Origin of the sequence: Nocardia otitidiscaviarum (genome assembly GCF_007362295.1) — a bacterium.
Lineage (GTDB): Bacteria > Actinomycetota > Actinomycetes > Mycobacteriales > Mycobacteriaceae > Nocardia > Nocardia otitidiscaviarum.
Genome location: NZ_CP041695.1, coordinates 7,244,901 through 7,259,645 on the forward strand (window position 1 = coordinate 7,244,901; position 14,745 = coordinate 7,259,645).

The window sequence follows — 14,745 nt, forward strand, 5'->3', positions numbered from 1 at the left end:
GAACCGAGTTAGGGTTTCCCCATGGAACGTCCCGAGGTCGTCCTCGAGAACAGCGATGCCGTGTACGACTTCTACCGGGAGCATCAGCAGAATCGACTGCAGGCGTGGGGTGCCTACGCGTTGCTCGGGCGTCGCTACCATCCGCGGGTCGCATATGCGCCAGGGGCGCGAGAGCGCCTGCGGGAGTTGATTTCCGAGGATCGCCCGCTGCTCATCTCGATCAACCATCTGTCCCAGCTCGATCCCTACACCGTTGCCGCGGCGGCCTGGCGCAGCGGGCTGCGGCCCGTGATCGGTCGGACCCGGGTGCTGGCCAAGGACGAGCTGTTCGCCGAGGCCAAGCAGCGCCGCCGGATCGACATGATGGGCGGGATTCCGGTCTTCCGCGGGAAGGACCACGGTATTCGCGCGGTGAACGCCGCCGGGCAGCGGATGATCGAGGTCTGCGCCGAGCGCTTGTTCCGCGGGGACGGCATGGCGGTGTTCCCCGAGGGCACCTGCAATGACGTGGACCCCACCCAGGTCCAATCGGTGGGCAGCGGAATCGGGCACATCGCCTTCAAGTCCATGAAGCTGGGCGCCGCGCCCGCCCTGGTGAGCATCGGCCTGAGCTACGGTCCGCGACCCGATCCGACCGTGGAGCCGACCAAGGAGCAGGTCAGGTCGGCCAGCTTCTACTTCGGCATGCCGGTCGTCGACCTGCCCACCCGCCCCGCCGAGATCGCACGGCTGGTGAAGAGCGAGTTGCAGACGGCGCTGGACGGAGCCGTCGCGGCGTACTGAGTGCCGGGCCGGTTCAGTGCTGAGGTAGCCCCAGTCGTTCCCTGGACCAGTGCGGGACCAGCGTCAGATACTCCGGCCGCGACTCCACGAAGTGGTGCACCATCGGGCAGAGCGGCAGGATGCCGAGGCCCTCGTCGCGGGTGGCGTCCAGTGCGCCCTGCACCAGCTTGCGGCCGTAGCCGCGGCCCTCGTACTGCGGGTAGATCTCGGTGTGCACGAAGGCCCGCTCGTTCGCGGTGTCCTGATAGGAGGTCACCCCCGCCACGAGGCCGTCGACCAGTAGCTCGAAGCGATCCAAGGCGGGATTGCGGCGCACTTCGATCGACTCATTCGACTCACTCGACATGGGCACGACGCTATCGGGTGGCCCGTGGTCGATTTGCACCGATTGCCATTACTCGCGCTCCGGGCGTGTCGGGAGATCGGTTCGCGTGGCGACCGGGCGTGGCGCAGGTGGGGGCAGCGGTCGCTCGCCGCAGCGTGCAGACTGTGGTGATGACGCAGAAGGGGCCGCGTCGGGTGGTGCTGGCACCCGACAAGTTCAAGGGTTCGCTCACGGCGGCCGAGGTCGCGGACGCGCTCGCGCGCGGTATCGGGCGCACCGCGCCCGGCGCGGACGTGGTGCGGATGCCCGTGGCCGACGGCGGGGACGGCACCGTGGACGCCTTCCTCGCCGCGGGCTGGACGCGGGTGCACCTGCACGCGCCCGGACCCACCGGCGATCCGGCCCCCTGCTCCTACGCGCGCCGCGGCCGGACCGCGGTCATCGAACTCGCCGCCGTGGTGGGACTGTCGAAACTGCCGGGCGGGCAGCAGGATCCGCTGGGGGCCAGCACCTACGGGCTGGGGGTGGTCGTCGCGCACGCGCTCGAGCACGGCGCGCGGGAGATCGTGCTCGGCCTCGGCGGCAGCGCCTCCACCGACGGCGGTGCGGGCCTGCTGCAGGCACTCGGGCTGCGGATACTCGCCGCCGACGGCACCGAATTGCCGTGCGGCGGCGCGGCTCTGCGGTTCGCCGACCGGATCGATCGCAGCGGTCTGCATCCCGCGCTGGCCGACGCCCATGTCATCCTCGCCAGCGATGTGGACAACCCGCTGCTCGGACCGAACGGGGCGGTGGCGGTGTACGCCCGGCAGAAGGGCGCGAAACCGAAGGATCAGGCGCTGCTCGAGGACGCCCTGGCGAATTGGGCCCGGATCGTCGCACCCGAACTGGCCGGTGCGCCCGGTGCGGGCGCGGCGGGCGGAACCGGTTTCGGTGCGCTGGCCGTCCTCGGCGCCACCATGCGCCCGGGGATCGAACTGGTCCTGGAACTCATCGACTTCCGCACCCACCTCCGCGGTGCCGACCTGGTCGTCACCGGTGAAGGATCGCTGGACACCCAGAGCCTGCACGGCAAGGCGCCCATGGGCGTCCGGGATGCCGCCCGTGCGGCGGGCGTTCCGGTCATGGCGGTCGCCGGACGCATCCAGCTCAGCGCGAATCAGCTGCGCGAGGCCGGATTCGCCGCACACCTCGCCCTGTCGGATCTGGAGCCGAGCCCGGAACGCTGCATGGCCGACGCCGCCGCCATTCTCGAGCGCATCGGCCAGCGCATCGGCGCGAAGTCACCCGCGGCCGGTGACGGGCGGACCACCCGCACCGCGCATCGCGCGCGCGGCCGTTGACGCGGACCGGCTAGCTCGCGGCGGTGAGCGGACGGCCGAGCACCCGGTCTCGATTGCGCTCGCCCCAGCGCTCCAGCGGCCCCAACGCCTCGTTGAGCTCCTGCCCCAGCGGGGTCAGCGAGTACTCCACCCGCGGCGGGATCTCGGGGTAGATCTCGCGGTGCACCACACCGCTGGCCTCCAGATGCCGCAGGTTCTCCGCGAGCACCTTCTCGCTCACCCCGTCCAGCAGGCGGCGGATCTCGCCGAAACGCTGCGGACCCTCGCCGAGCACCCACATGAGGTGCAGCTTCCACTTGCCACCGACCACATCGATGGCCACGGACATACCGCACACATCGTGATCCGCGTCACTCGCCTGCGACACCGTGTCCTCCTGACCAGATTTCGAACCTCGAGGTAAGCAACCCCACTCGAACGTGCGGTCTTCCCGAGCCTATCCGTCGGGGCCATTATCGGAGTCGGCGCCGACAGCAACCACGTCACGATTCCGAAGGGACAAAACATGTCTCAGCAGCAGCATTCCCTCTCCGTCCTCGGGCTGGGCCCGATGGGCCAGGCCATGGTCCGGGCCTTCCTGAAGGCCGGGTTCGAGGTGACGGTGTGGAACCGGAGCACGGCCAAGGTCGACGCCATGGTGGAACTCGGGGCCAAGCGGGCGGCCACGGTCGCCGAGGCGCTCGACGCCAACGAGGTCGCCGTCCTCAGCCTGACCCACTACGCCGCCATGTACGACGTGCTCGGCCAGGCCACCGACCACCTGGCGGGCAAGGTCATCGCCAACCTGTCCTCCGACTCTCCGGAGAAGGCCCGCGAGGGCGCGAAGTGGGTGCGGTCGCACGGGGCGCAGTTCCTCGCGGGCGGCGTCATGTCCGCGGGCGACAACATCGAGCACCCGTCGTCCTACATCTTCTACAGCGGGCCCCGCGAGGTGTTCGAGGCGCACGCCGAACTGCTCACGCCGCTGAGCCCGCCGGAGTACCTGGGCGCGGACGACGGTCTGTCGCAGATCTTCTACCAGGCCCTGCTCACCGTGTTCCATCCCTGGATGCTGGCCTACGACCAGGCACTGGCCATGATCGACCGCTCCGGTCACGACATCGCCCAGTTCCTGCCCTACGCGGTGCGCGCCGCCGGTGCGTACCCGTTCTTCATGGAGGAGTACGCCGGTGCGGCGCAGCAGGGCGGCTGGGGCGATATCTCCGCCTACCGCATGATGGACGCCGGAGCCCAGCACATCATCGACGCCAGCGAAGAAGTCGGCGTCGACGCCACCCTCTCGCACGTCTCGCAGGGTATGTGGCGCAAGGCCATCGAGGTCTCGGACAAGGCCGGACACGCGGTGCCGGTGTTCCGGATCATGAAGGGCGAGAGCGCCTGACATGACCCGGCGGGGCGCGTGCGCGGGGACGCCCGCCGTCCGACATCGGATTCGGACGGCGGGACGGTCGCCGCTCAGGCGGTTTCGGAGCCGAGGCGGGGGAAGGGAGTGGTGGAGAAGATGACCTCCACCGGTACCTCGAAGTACTGCGCGAGCCGCAGCGCCAGGTGCAGGCTCGGGCTGTATTCGCCGCGCTCCAGATAGCCGACCGTCTGGTAGTGCACGCCCAGCGCCTCGGCCAGTTCCCGGCGTGAGATGCCGCGCTCGGCGCGCAGCATCGCGATCCGGTTGTAGATGACCTCAGTAGGCACGTTGCAGCGCCTTCTCCCGGCGTGCGGCCAGATTCGCGCCCGATTCGCGGCGGGCCATGCGGCGCAGCACGATCGGAGCGATGAGCAGCCCGGCCACCGTCCACGCGCCCAGTACGGCGGCGGTCTCCCAGTGCCGCCACGAACCCGCGAGTTCGACGGCCACCGCGTCGTCCGGCAGCATGGCCGAACGCATGCCCAGACCCAGCCAGTAGATGGGGAACACCTGCGCCGCCCCCTGTACCCAGTCGGGCATGGCCGTGATCGGATAGAAGATGCCGGAGATCGCCACCAGACCCATGATGGGCAATGACATGATGCCCATCGAACGCGGGTTCTCGAATACCGAGCCGAGGATCGCGCCGAGCGGCAGCGTGGCCAGCAGTCCCAGTGCCGTCACCCAGAGCAGGGTGAGCCAGCGGCCCACGGAATTCAGCTCCACGCCGCCCACCAGCATGGTGCCGAACACCAGTATCAACAGCACCTGGGCGACGACCTGTCCGGAGGTGGTGAGGATCTTGCCGATCAGATAGCCGACCATGCCGTTGGGGGTGGCCTTGGCGCGCAACAGGGTTCCGTCCTCGCGTTCCAGCGACAGATAGCCCGCGATCCCGAAGATGCCGTTGAACGCCAGCAGCATGCCGAGGATGCCGGGCAGCGCCAGCGAACCCAAGCCCAGGTCGGTGGCCGCGTAGCTGCTGTCGCGCATGAAGAACAGCGCCACCAGGGTCAGCACCGGCCAGAAGAACATGGAGAACAGGTCCATGCCGTTGGTGAGCGACTGGCGCAGCTCGATCCAGCCGCGCTGGACGCCCGCGCGCACGGCCGCGTCGATGGGTTCGGTCCGGTTCATCGGGTGACCTCCTCCAGGCTGTGCACCTCGGCGTCACCCTGTCCGGATTCGACGCGGCGCACCAGTGTCATGTACGTGTCCTCGAGGGAGGCGCGGCGCACCTCGAGCTCCCCGATGGCCTCGCCGTGCTGCTGGAACAGCTCGTAGACGAACTTCGTCGATTCCGTGGTGGTGTGAACGAAGCGCTGATCATCACGGGTCCAACGGATTTCGGCCTCACCGGCGATGCGGCGGGAGAGCTGGTCGGCCGAGCCGTCGGCGATGATGCGGCCGCCCGCCAGGATCAGGATGCGGTCGGCCAGCTTCTCCGCCTCGTCCAGATCGTGCGTGGTGAGCAGGATGGTGGTGCGATCGTCATCGGCGAGCCGATGCACCAGATCGTGGAATTCGCGCCGGGCCTGCGGATCGAAGCCCGCCGTCGGCTCGTCCAGGAACAGCAGTTCCGGGCGGCCCACGATGCCGATGGCCACATCGAGACGCCGCCGCTGACCGCCGGACAGGGCCATGATCTTGGCGCCGGCGTGTTCGGTGAGGCCAACGGCGGCGATGAGTTCGTCGGTGTCCCAGGGCCTTCGGACATCCTGGGTGGCGTAGGGGGCATAGAACCTGCCCAGGTGGTCGAGCAGCTCCCGCACCCGCCACTTGCCGTGATCGCGCCAGGATTGCAGCACCACCCCGAGTCGCGCCCGCCACGCCTCGTCGCCGTGCGCGGGATCGCTGCCGAGTACCTCGGCGCGGCCCGCCGACCGCATTCGAAAGCCTTCCAATATCTCGATGGTGGTGGTCTTGCCCGCCCCGTTCGGTCCGAGCAGTGCCAGCACCTCCCCTCGGTGCGCCTGGAACGTGACGTCCTGGAGCACATCCCGAGTGCCGTAGCGCATGCGCAAGTTCTCGACGTCGACAACGACGCCGTCGCGAACAGCCATAAAACCTTCTCAGTAGTAAGAGCCGGATAGTATGTAGCATACCTACTACATTCCGCCGCGCGAAAGCTACACATTTTCGATATATACCCGGGCTGAACGGCAGCGGCCCCGTGACCGTCCGGTCACGGGGCCGCGTTCGACGTTCGGCGGTTCAGCGGGTGCAGAGGTATTCGACCGCGGCGGCGTAACCGCGGATGCCCATGCCCGCGATGACGGCGGTGGCGATGGGGGAGATGTAGGAGTGGTGGCGGAACTCCTCGCGGGCATGCACATTGCTGATGTGCACCTCGACGATCGGGACCTCCGGGATGACCAGGGCGTCGCGCAGCGCCACCGAGGTATGGGTGAGACCGCCGGGATTGATGACGATGCCCGATTCGACACCGCGCGCGGCGTGGACGCGGTCGATGAGCGCGCCCTCGTGATTGGACTGGAAGGCCACCACCTCGCGGTCGAACCGGGCCGCGGTCGCGCGACAGAGCGCCACCACGTCGTCGAGAGTGTCGGCGCCGTACACCTCGGGCTGGCGGGTGCCGAGCATATTGAGGTTCGGGCCGTTGAGCACGAGGATCGGGCCGCGGGATTCAGCCATGATCGACACTGTATTGGAGACGGGGCATTCGAATCGACGGGCGCGCGGACGGGAGGCGGCGGCGATCGCTGCGGCGACACGGGCGATGACGTGGGTCGATCGCCGGGAGTGGCCTGGTCGGCGAGCTGAATCGATTCCGAGGGGCAGTCTCGTTGGCGCGGGCAGTGGGTCGGTCGGAGAGGTCAGGGTGCGGTTTCGGCGGCGTGGCGCAGCCGGTCGGCGAGTTCGAGGGCGCGGGCGCGGAATTCGGCCGGTTCCTCGATGGTGAACGCCGCGCCGAGCAGGCCCACCCGCAGGATTAGCCATTCGAAGGAGTCCACCCGGGTGGTGACGCGGCAGCTGTCCGGACCCAGCGCCTCGATATCCCAGTCCAGGTACTTCAGCGCGTCGGCGAGCTGGGCGGCGGGCGCGGACACGGTGACCACCGCGCGGTGCCGGGGCGTGCTCATGCCCGCGCGTACGTACTCGGTGGCCGAGCGCGCGGGCAGCGGACGCGGCGGGAAATGCCGTGCGGTGCCGGTGACTTCGGACATGCGGTCGATACGGAAGGCGCGCCAGTCCGCGCGGTCCACATCCCAGGCCACCAGATACCAGCGCAGCCGCAGGTGCACCGCGCGGTACGGCTCGACGCGCCGCTGTGACGCCGTACCGTCGCGGCCGGTGTAGCCGAAGGTCAGATACTCGTGCCCGGCCGCCGCGGCCCCCACGGTCGCCAGCACTTCCGGAGCGACGGCGGGCGCGGACTGCGGTGCGGTCTCCACCGTGGCGCGCAGAGCGGAAACCCTGGGGCGCAACCGCTTCGGCAGGAACTGATCGAGCTTGCCGAACGCCCGGTCCGCCGCCGACCCGATATCGGCAGCGCGGTCTAGGGTCTCACCACGACCGGACGCGCCGATGCGTTCGGTGGTTGCGCCATGTCGGGTCGCGGCGGCAAGTTCGGTGCCTTCCCCGGGCTCGCTTTCCCGTGGCGGCTCGAGCGGTGCCGTCGCGCCCAGCAGCGCCAGGCCGACCAGGGTCGCCACCGCCTCGTCGTCGTCGAGGACCAGCGGCGGCAGGGTGCGGCCCGCCGCGAGCTGGTAGAACCCGGTGGGGCCGGGCTGGGTGGACACCGGATACCCGTACGCCCGCAGCCGCTCCACATCGCGGCGCAGGGTGCGCGGGCTCACCTCCAGGCGGGCGGCCAGGTCGTGGCCGCTGAAGCGTCGCCCGGTCTGGAGCTGGGCGAGCAGTTCGAGCATGCGGCGGGTGACATCGGCTATGCCCCCATTCTGGACCCGATCGCGGTCAGAATCCGACCGCAATGGCTCCTAGCGTGGGGTTATGACCGCATTCGAGCAGCACCGCGTGATCAGCATCCGCGCCGCCCGCACCAACAACCTGCGCAGCGTCGACCTCGAGGTGCCGCGCAACAGCCTGGTGGTATTCGCCGGGGTGTCGGGTTCGGGCAAGTCCTCGCTGGTCTTCGACACCATCGCCGCCGAGGCCGGATACCAGGTCAACGAGACCTATCCGCCGTTCGTGCGCAACCGCCTGCCACGCTGGACCCGGCCGGAGGTCGACCACATCGAGGGGCTGTCCCCCGTGGTGGTCATCGATCAGCGGCGGCTCGGCGGCAATGCCCGCTCCACCGTCGGCACCATCACCGACGCCTACAGCTATCTGCGACTGCTGTTCTCACGGGTGAGTGAGCCGTATGTCGGTGAGTCCAACCACTTCTCGTTCAACGACCCGGCCGGAATGTGCCCCACCTGCTCCGGGCTCGGCGACACCGTGCAGACCGCCGTGGAGCGGGTGCTCGATCCGGACAAGTCGCTGGAGCAGGGCGCGATCCTGTTGCCGGGCTTCGGAAACGGGCAGTACTGGTATCGGCAGTACTCGGATATCGGCTCGTTCGACCCGACCACCCCGCTGCGGGAATGGACCGAAGACCAGCGCCGCGCGCTGCTGTACGGCGGGGAGGCCGCCGCCCGCCTCGGCACCCGCCCGCCGCAGGACTACGAAGGCGTGATCGAGCGCTTCGAACGCGTCTACCTGCACACCGCGGACAATCTCTCCGAACGCAAACAAGCTGTGCTGCACCGCTTCACCGATACTCGGCCCTGCCCGGACTGCCACGGCGAACGGCTGCGCGCGGCCGCCCGCACCGCACGCGTACTCGATCGCACCATTGTCGAGATGAGCCGGATGGAGATCGCCGAACTGGCGGAACTGATTCCGGGCGTCACCGAAGCGAGTGTCGCGCCGGTGGTTTCCGCCCTGACCGAACGCCTGCGCGCCCTCACCGCCATCGGCTTGGGCTATCTCAGCCTGGCCCGTCCGACCACCACGCTGTCCGGCGGCGAATCACAGCGCATCAAGACCGTCCGGCACCTCGGCAGCAGTCTCACCGAAATGCTGTACATCTTCGACGAACCCACCACCGGACTGCATCCCTACGACGTGGAATCGCTGACCGGGCTGCTGAAACAGCTGCGGGACAAGGGCAATACCGTGCTCGTGGTCGAACACGATCCCGATGTCATGCGGATCGCCGATCGCATCGTGGAGATCGGGCCGGGGGCGGGCACCGCCGGGGGCGAGGTGGTGTTCGAGGGGGCGTTCGCGGACCTGCGCACCGCCGACACCCCGACCGGGCGCGGACTGCGCGCCCGCCGCGCACCACGCGTACACCGCGTACCCACCGGCAAGCTGCGCGTCGAGAACGCCACCCGCAACAATTTGCGCGATGTGTCCGTGGATATTCCGACCGGCGTGCTGACCGTCCTCACCGGCGTGGCCGGATCGGGAAAGTCCAGCCTGGTCGCCGAACTGGTGCACCAGCATCCCGCCACCGTGGTCGATCAGCGCCCGGTCACCACCAACCGCCGCTCCACCCCGATCACCTACACCGGTATCGCACCGGCCGTGCGCAAGCTGTTCGCCGCGCGCAATGGCGTGCGCCCCACGCTGTTCAGCGCCAATTCGGAAGGGGCCTGCCCGACCTGCAAGGGGCTCGGCGTCGTCTACACCGATTTGGCGTTCATGGACGGACAGGAGACCGTGTGCGAAACCTGCGGCGGCCGCCGCTTCACCCCCGAGGTGCTCGCCTACACGGTCGATGGCCTGAGCATCGCCGACATCGACGACCTCACCATCGACGAGGCCGCCGCCCGGCTGCCCACGGCTGCCATCACCTGCCCGCTGCGCCACATGGCGGCGGTGGGCCTCGGATACCTGCGGCTCGGCCAATCGCTCACCACCCTCTCGGGCGGCGAATGCCAGCGATTGAAGATCGCCAAGGAGTTGGCCGGCCGTGACGCGCACACCCTCTACGTGCTCGACGAACCCACCACCGGCCTGCACCTGTCCGATATCGACACCCTGCTCGCCGTCCTCGGCACCCTCGTCGAGCAGGGGAACACGGTGGTTGTCATCGAACACAATCTCGACGTCATCCGCCGCGCCGACCACGTCATCGACCTGGGGCCAGGCCCCGGCCGCCACGGCGGACATGTCGTCTTCGAAGGCACGCCGGAAGCCCTGAGCCGCCACCCCGACTCGAAAACCGGCCTCGCCCTGCGCGATTGAGCACGTGCGCACCGGCACACGGCCGCCACGGCACCAGAACATCCCGACGACCGCGGCGGGAGCAAGCCTCCACGCACCCGGATTTGCGTACGGCGGACTCCCTGCTGCCCGCGACCGTGCTGTCGATTCGCGCGGTACCGGGACTTGGCGGAAGACGGGCCTGCGGGCGACCGCGTTTCTCTCGCGATCGGGGCTGCCGGCGGCCACGCGTTCTCGTTCGCGGTCACGCGTCAGCGGTCGCTGCCGGGTCGCGGTCTCGTCCGCCGCCTGCCTACAGGTCGCGCGGGCCTTCCGCGCGCAGTTCGTCCACCTTGCGCATGGCAGCGCGCAATTCGGCCAGCCACGCCTCCGCGTGCTGGCCCGCGAGCTTGACCGTCCACGCCAACGCGTCCGACCGGGAGCGCGCCACGCCGGCGTCGACGAGGGTATCGAGCACCTTGCGTTCGGGCTGGCGCAACCGCGTCATGACGGGGGCCGCCACATGGGTGAACATGATGCGCTCGTCTCCGACCCGGACGCCCCAGGAGACCGTACGACCGTAGCGGTGCTGTGCCTCGGCGGCGATCTGCATGCGTGCCGGGCGGGTGGTCTCGCGGAAGCGGGCGACCAGTCCGTCGCGAGTCGCTCGGGGGACGTCGGCCGGGCGGGCGGTGCCGGATGTGGCGGCGTCCGCCCCGACGGCGGTCGGGTCACCGTCGCCGACCTCACTGCCGGTGGCGCTGCCGGTTTCGGCGGCGGCCTCGGTGCCGTCCGCGGCGGCGGTCGTCTTGCTGGTGCGGGTCGTCGGCCGGGCGCTGGCGGCGTCGCTCGGGGGGATGGGCAGTTCTCCGATCACGACGATTTCGTCGCGGTCGATCTCGAGGGTTGCCGGTCCGGCGAACCAGTCGGAGGGCAATCTTCCAGCGAACCAATCGGAGGCGTCCGCGGCGTCCGGGAGATCGGCCTGCTGCCACCCTCCGGGCCGTCCGAACCCACGTCCGCGCTGTCCGTATTTCATGGCGGTCACACTCACTTACTGCCTAGAGCTGTAATGCTGATTACAACGTTACAACGCTTGTGGTGTCGTGGATTCTGCTCTCGGAGAACGTGATAGAACTGGGGCGGAGGGTTGGTGATCTTGCCGAATGGGTACTTCGGCACAAGAACCAATCGGTCGGTCATTCGCGTTCGGAGACGGAACCCGTTGACGGGCCGCCGATCCGACAATCGATCCCGCATGACCGAAATCGGCACTATGGTGGTGGTGCTCGGCGTGGCACGCCAGGCGTGAAGGTGGCACCGCGGGCAATCGGTTCGCGGTACCGTGGTCTTGTTGCTGAAGTGGCAAGAGTGAAGAGTGGGCGATATGGATGTGTGGGGATCCCGCCGCTTCCGGGTACGGGCCGCGATCGCGCTCGCGGCGGTGGCCGCCGTTGCGATCGGGATGGGGTCGTGCGCGGTGCGCGAGCGGTCCAACGGCCCCGAGGCCGTGGTCGAGAAGTTCACCGAACTGCTCGACGCCAAGGACTACGAGGCCGCCGGTCGGCTGACCTCGTACCCGAACGGAGCTTCGGCAACCCTGAAGCAAGTATTCAGCGGCCTGGAACCCGGCACACCCGACTACGAGAAGACCCAGTTCATCACCCTCGACGGCACCACCGGCCTGTTCAGCCTCACGGCGACCTGGACCTTCGGTGCGAACAAGGTCTGGAAGTACGACCTGCAGGGCACCATCCGCAAGCTCAGTCTGGGCTGGCGTATCTCCTGGGAGCCCACCGTCGTCATGCCGCAGCTCGACAGCAAGCGCACCGTCCGGCTGGTGCGCACCTACGCCACCCCGTCACCCAAGGTCGTCGACATCACCGGCGCGCCGCTGATGACCGAGCAGGTCATCAATGTGATCAAACTCGACCCCACCAAGACCGGCGACCCGGCGGGCTCGGCGCACGCGCTCGCCGCCGCCATCGAACCCGTCGCGCCGCTCATCACGGGCGAATCGCTGCTGGCCGACCTCTCGTCCTCGCAGGGCAAGCCGATCGTGGCCGTCAACCTCCGCGAAGGCGACTTCAATATCCTGGAACCGCGCATGGCCGTCATTCCCGGTGTCGTCATGGAGAAGCAGCCCCGGCTCATCTCGGCCGACCGTCGGGTCTGGTCGCCCATGCTGGACTCGCTGCGCAAGGTGTGGCAGGACAACAACGACGAGCGAGCCGGATGGGGAGTGCAGCTCTTCGGCCCCGACGGCAAGTTCATCACCCAGCTCGCCGGGGAACAGGGCCCGCCCGGGCCCGATATCGCCGCCACCATGGATCAGCGCCTGCAGCGGGCGGCCGAGGACGCCGTGGTGAGCTACTGGGGAGCCGCGTCCATCGTGGCCATCCAGCCGTCCAGCGGCGCGGTGGTCGCGGTCGCGCAGAACAGTCAGGCCAGTGCCCAGGGCGCGGTGGCGTTCACCGGCCTGTACCCGGTCGGCGGCATGGTGGAGCTGTTCAAGAACCTGGCCGCCGTCGTGAAGAAGAAAGCGCCGCAGGATGTTTCGCTCGGCGACGTGTCGGAGGCGGCGAGCCTGCTCGGCGTCGGCATCGACTTCCAGGTGCCCGGACTGGACGAGGTGAGCGGTCGCCTGCCCAATGCTGGGCGCGGTGAACAGGTGAAACAGGGTGGCGTGGGGGACACGCTGCTGGCCAGCCCGTGGGGGATGGCCATCGCGGCGGCCGCTATCGCCCAGGGACAGACCCCCAGGCCCATGATCGAGATCGGCACCCCCGCCACCGTCGAGGCCGACCTGCCCCCGTTCTCGGGTGAGGTCGCCGACCGGCTGCGCGGCATGCTCCGCGACGCCACCGGCGCACCGCAGCTCGCCAGTCTGCACCGCTATCAGAACGTCAACGCGTTCGCCGCCACCGCGGGCACCAGCGGCTGGCTCATCGCCACCATGGGTGATCTGGCCTTCGCCGTGCACATCGACAATATCGACAGCGGCGACGCCACCGCCCGAATGGCGGCCCGCATGCTCCAGTCGCTGGCCAGCCCGGACACCGCCTAGCGGATCGGTCCTACGCTCGAGCGGCCCGGAACCGAATGGTTCCGGGCCGCGGCAGGTTTCGGGGCAGTCGTACGGATCACCGGGCGGTCGTACGGATCAGTTGGCGCGCAATGCCTTCCGCGCGGCACGCGGGCCGAGCAGGAACAGCGCGAGGGCGGTGGCCGCCACCAGGATGAAACTGAACGCCGTGCCCTGGCCGCTGACCACGCGCAGCAGCATGCCGCCGATCAGCGTGGTCGCCCAGATGATCACGCCCGTCGGCCACAGCGACCACCCGTCGAAACGCCGTACCGCCGTATCGAAGTCGCGCTCGGACTGCCACACGCACACCGCGAAGGCGATGGCCCAGCCCAGAATGAGTCCGGCCTCGAACGGCCAGGCGGTGCGCGCCAATCCCGTCAGAATCGACTCGTCGTGACTGCTGCGCCCGATCGCACAGAACAGGACCACCAGAACGGCATCGACGACGAACGGCAGCGGTTTCTTCACGCGCCACAGGGTAGTGCGCCCGCTACCGGTCCCCGCGCAGGGACACCCGGCTCAGCCGGTGCCGACCTCGGGGTCCGGCTGGCGGCGCTCGCTCACCAGCGGGGTGCGGCGCTGTTCGAACTCCTTCTCGTAGTCGGCGTCGTCGGCGTGCGGGGTGCGGAACAGGAAGCCGAAGACGATCCAGCCGACGATCGCCACCAGGACGAAGCTGACCATGCGGTAGGCGAAGGCGGCCGCCACCGCCTGCGCGGCGGGCAGACCGGCGAACGCGGTGAGACCGTAGATGAGGGTGGCGTCCACGTAGACGATGCCGCCCGGCGCGAACGGAATCGAACCCACCGCCTTCCCGGCGGCGAAGGCCAGCACCAGCCCCGCCAGGCGCGGATCGGCCCCCACCGCGTAGCAGGCCGCGCCCAGGCAGGCCACGTCCGCACTGCGGTGCAGCACCGCCCAGAACGCCACCCACGCGCCGTCCCGGCGGCCCAGGTCCACCGACTCCAGCTGGCTCACGATCTCGGCCAGTTTGTCCTCGCCGCGATCACCGGCGCGATGCCGGATCCGATTGATCACGTGCAGCACCCGCCGCACCACCGCCTCGATGGTGCCGGGATGCTTGGCCACGTAGTTCCCGGCCCACACCAGCACCACCACCGCGCCCAGCGACACGATCAGCTTGAGCGGCCCGACCCGGGCGCCCACCAGCAGCGCGCCCAGCACGCCCAGCAGGGCCAGTCCGGCCGCCGCCACCACCCCGGACATCACCAGCTGCCAGGAGGCGACGATGGGGCTCGCGCCCCAGCGCCGGGTCTGCCGATAGGTGAACGCCGTCGAGAACACCTGTCCGGCGGGCAGCGTCAAAGCCATCCCGGTGGATCCGTACACCACCGATACCGATCTGCGCTGACTCACCCGCACGCCGCCCGCGTGCAGCAGTTGTTTCTGCACACGCCCGTAGCCGCTCATGGAAACCGCCTGCAACCAGACGCAGACGGCGACCCAGCCCCAATGGATTTCGGTGAGCTTCTGCCACGATTCCGACAGGCGCGGATACAGATATATGCCCTCGGCGATCAACAAAGCGACGAGTGCGGCGCCCAGTACCCATTTCACCCACCAGAACCGGCGGCGTGTGCTACTCGGGGCCGTCACGCCG

The 14,745-nt window shown here is 69.1% G+C and carries 15 protein-coding genes; 5 read left to right on the plus strand and 10 right to left on the minus strand.

All coding sequences use genetic code 11. The features are described 5' to 3' along the window. Positions 1–21: 21 nt before the first annotated feature. Positions 22–783, plus strand: coding sequence for a lysophospholipid acyltransferase family protein (locus FOH10_RS32635; RefSeq protein ID WP_143983519.1), 762 nt, complete (start codon positions 22–24; stop codon positions 781–783). 13 nt (positions 784–796) lie between these two features. On the opposite strand, the gene FOH10_RS32640 is transcribed toward FOH10_RS32635, so the two are convergent. After that, the gene (locus FOH10_RS32640) at positions 797–1,129 is read right to left on the minus strand and encodes a GNAT family N-acetyltransferase (protein ID WP_029930294.1); all 333 of its coding nucleotides are present in this window, start codon (positions 1,127–1,129) and stop codon (positions 797–799) included. 149 nt (positions 1,130–1,278) lie between these two features. Between FOH10_RS32640 and FOH10_RS32645 the strand changes: the two genes are divergently transcribed. Beyond that, positions 1,279–2,451, plus strand: a complete 1,173-nt coding sequence (locus tag FOH10_RS32645; protein WP_143983520.1) for a glycerate kinase — start codon at positions 1,279–1,281, stop codon at positions 2,449–2,451. A 10-nt stretch (positions 2,452–2,461) separates the two neighbouring features. Here FOH10_RS32645 and FOH10_RS32650 read toward each other — a convergent pair whose 3' ends face one another. Continuing rightward, positions 2,462–2,779: a winged helix-turn-helix transcriptional regulator gene (locus FOH10_RS32650; RefSeq protein ID WP_228814988.1), complete on the minus strand. Its 318-nt coding sequence runs from the start codon at positions 2,777–2,779 to the stop codon at positions 2,462–2,464. Positions 2,780–2,956: 177 nt separating this feature from the next. Between FOH10_RS32650 and FOH10_RS32655 the strand changes: the two genes are divergently transcribed. After that, positions 2,957–3,832 (plus strand): NAD(P)-dependent oxidoreductase, encoded by an 876-nt coding sequence (locus FOH10_RS32655; RefSeq protein ID WP_143983522.1) that lies wholly within the window; start codon positions 2,957–2,959, stop codon positions 3,830–3,832. A 74-nt stretch (positions 3,833–3,906) separates the two neighbouring features. Here the strand turns inward: FOH10_RS32655 and FOH10_RS32660 are convergent, their stop codons facing one another. The 5 genes from FOH10_RS32660 to FOH10_RS32680 all read right to left on the minus strand — a co-directional run bounded on the left by FOH10_RS32660 (position 3,907) and on the right by FOH10_RS32680 (position 7,812). Then, entirely contained in the window at positions 3,907–4,143 is a 237-nt protein-coding gene (locus tag FOH10_RS32660; protein ID WP_143983523.1) for a helix-turn-helix transcriptional regulator, read from the minus strand. Next, positions 4,133–4,993, minus strand: a complete 861-nt coding sequence (locus FOH10_RS32665; protein WP_143983524.1) for an ABC transporter permease — start codon at positions 4,991–4,993, stop codon at positions 4,133–4,135. The genes FOH10_RS32660 and FOH10_RS32665 overlap by 11 nt, the downstream gene beginning before the upstream one ends. Then, positions 4,990–5,919 (minus strand): ABC transporter ATP-binding protein, encoded by a 930-nt coding sequence (locus FOH10_RS32670; RefSeq protein WP_143983525.1) that lies wholly within the window; start codon positions 5,917–5,919, stop codon positions 4,990–4,992. The genes FOH10_RS32665 and FOH10_RS32670 overlap by 4 nt, the downstream gene beginning before the upstream one ends. 151 nt (positions 5,920–6,070) lie before the next feature. After that, positions 6,071–6,511 (minus strand): type II 3-dehydroquinate dehydratase, encoded by a 441-nt coding sequence (gene aroQ, locus FOH10_RS32675; protein WP_039818116.1) that lies wholly within the window; start codon positions 6,509–6,511, stop codon positions 6,071–6,073. A gap of 182 nt (positions 6,512–6,693) precedes the next feature. After that, positions 6,694–7,812, minus strand: a complete 1,119-nt coding sequence (locus FOH10_RS32680; protein ID WP_244961470.1) for a helix-turn-helix transcriptional regulator — start codon at positions 7,810–7,812, stop codon at positions 6,694–6,696. Between the two features lie 19 nt (positions 7,813–7,831). Between FOH10_RS32680 and FOH10_RS32685 the strand changes: the two genes are divergently transcribed. Continuing rightward, positions 7,832–10,078: an ATP-binding cassette domain-containing protein gene (locus FOH10_RS32685; RefSeq protein ID WP_143983526.1), complete on the plus strand. Its 2,247-nt coding sequence runs from the start codon at positions 7,832–7,834 to the stop codon at positions 10,076–10,078. A 271-nt stretch (positions 10,079–10,349) separates the two neighbouring features. Here the strand turns inward: FOH10_RS32685 and FOH10_RS32690 are convergent, their stop codons facing one another. Continuing rightward, entirely contained in the window at positions 10,350–11,075 is a 726-nt protein-coding gene (locus tag FOH10_RS32690) for a hypothetical protein (protein ID WP_143983527.1), read from the minus strand. Positions 11,076–11,423: 348 nt separating this feature from the next. Here FOH10_RS32690 and FOH10_RS32695 point away from each other — a divergent pair, with 348 nt between their 5' ends. Further along, positions 11,424–13,103, plus strand: a complete 1,680-nt coding sequence (locus FOH10_RS32695) for an NTF2-like N-terminal transpeptidase domain-containing protein (RefSeq protein WP_244961471.1) — start codon at positions 11,424–11,426, stop codon at positions 13,101–13,103. 96 nt (positions 13,104–13,199) lie between these two features. On the opposite strand, the gene FOH10_RS32700 is transcribed toward FOH10_RS32695, so the two are convergent. Next, positions 13,200–13,592, minus strand: coding sequence for a DUF3054 domain-containing protein (locus tag FOH10_RS32700; RefSeq protein ID WP_039818097.1), 393 nt, complete (start codon positions 13,590–13,592; stop codon positions 13,200–13,202). Positions 13,593–13,643: 51 nt separating this feature from the next. Beyond that, positions 13,644–14,741 carry a lysylphosphatidylglycerol synthase transmembrane domain-containing protein gene (locus tag FOH10_RS32705; protein ID WP_143983528.1) on the minus strand — a complete coding sequence of 366 codons (1,098 nt, stop codon included), beginning with the start codon at positions 14,739–14,741 and terminating at the stop codon, positions 13,644–13,646. Positions 14,742–14,745 lie beyond the last annotated feature (4 nt).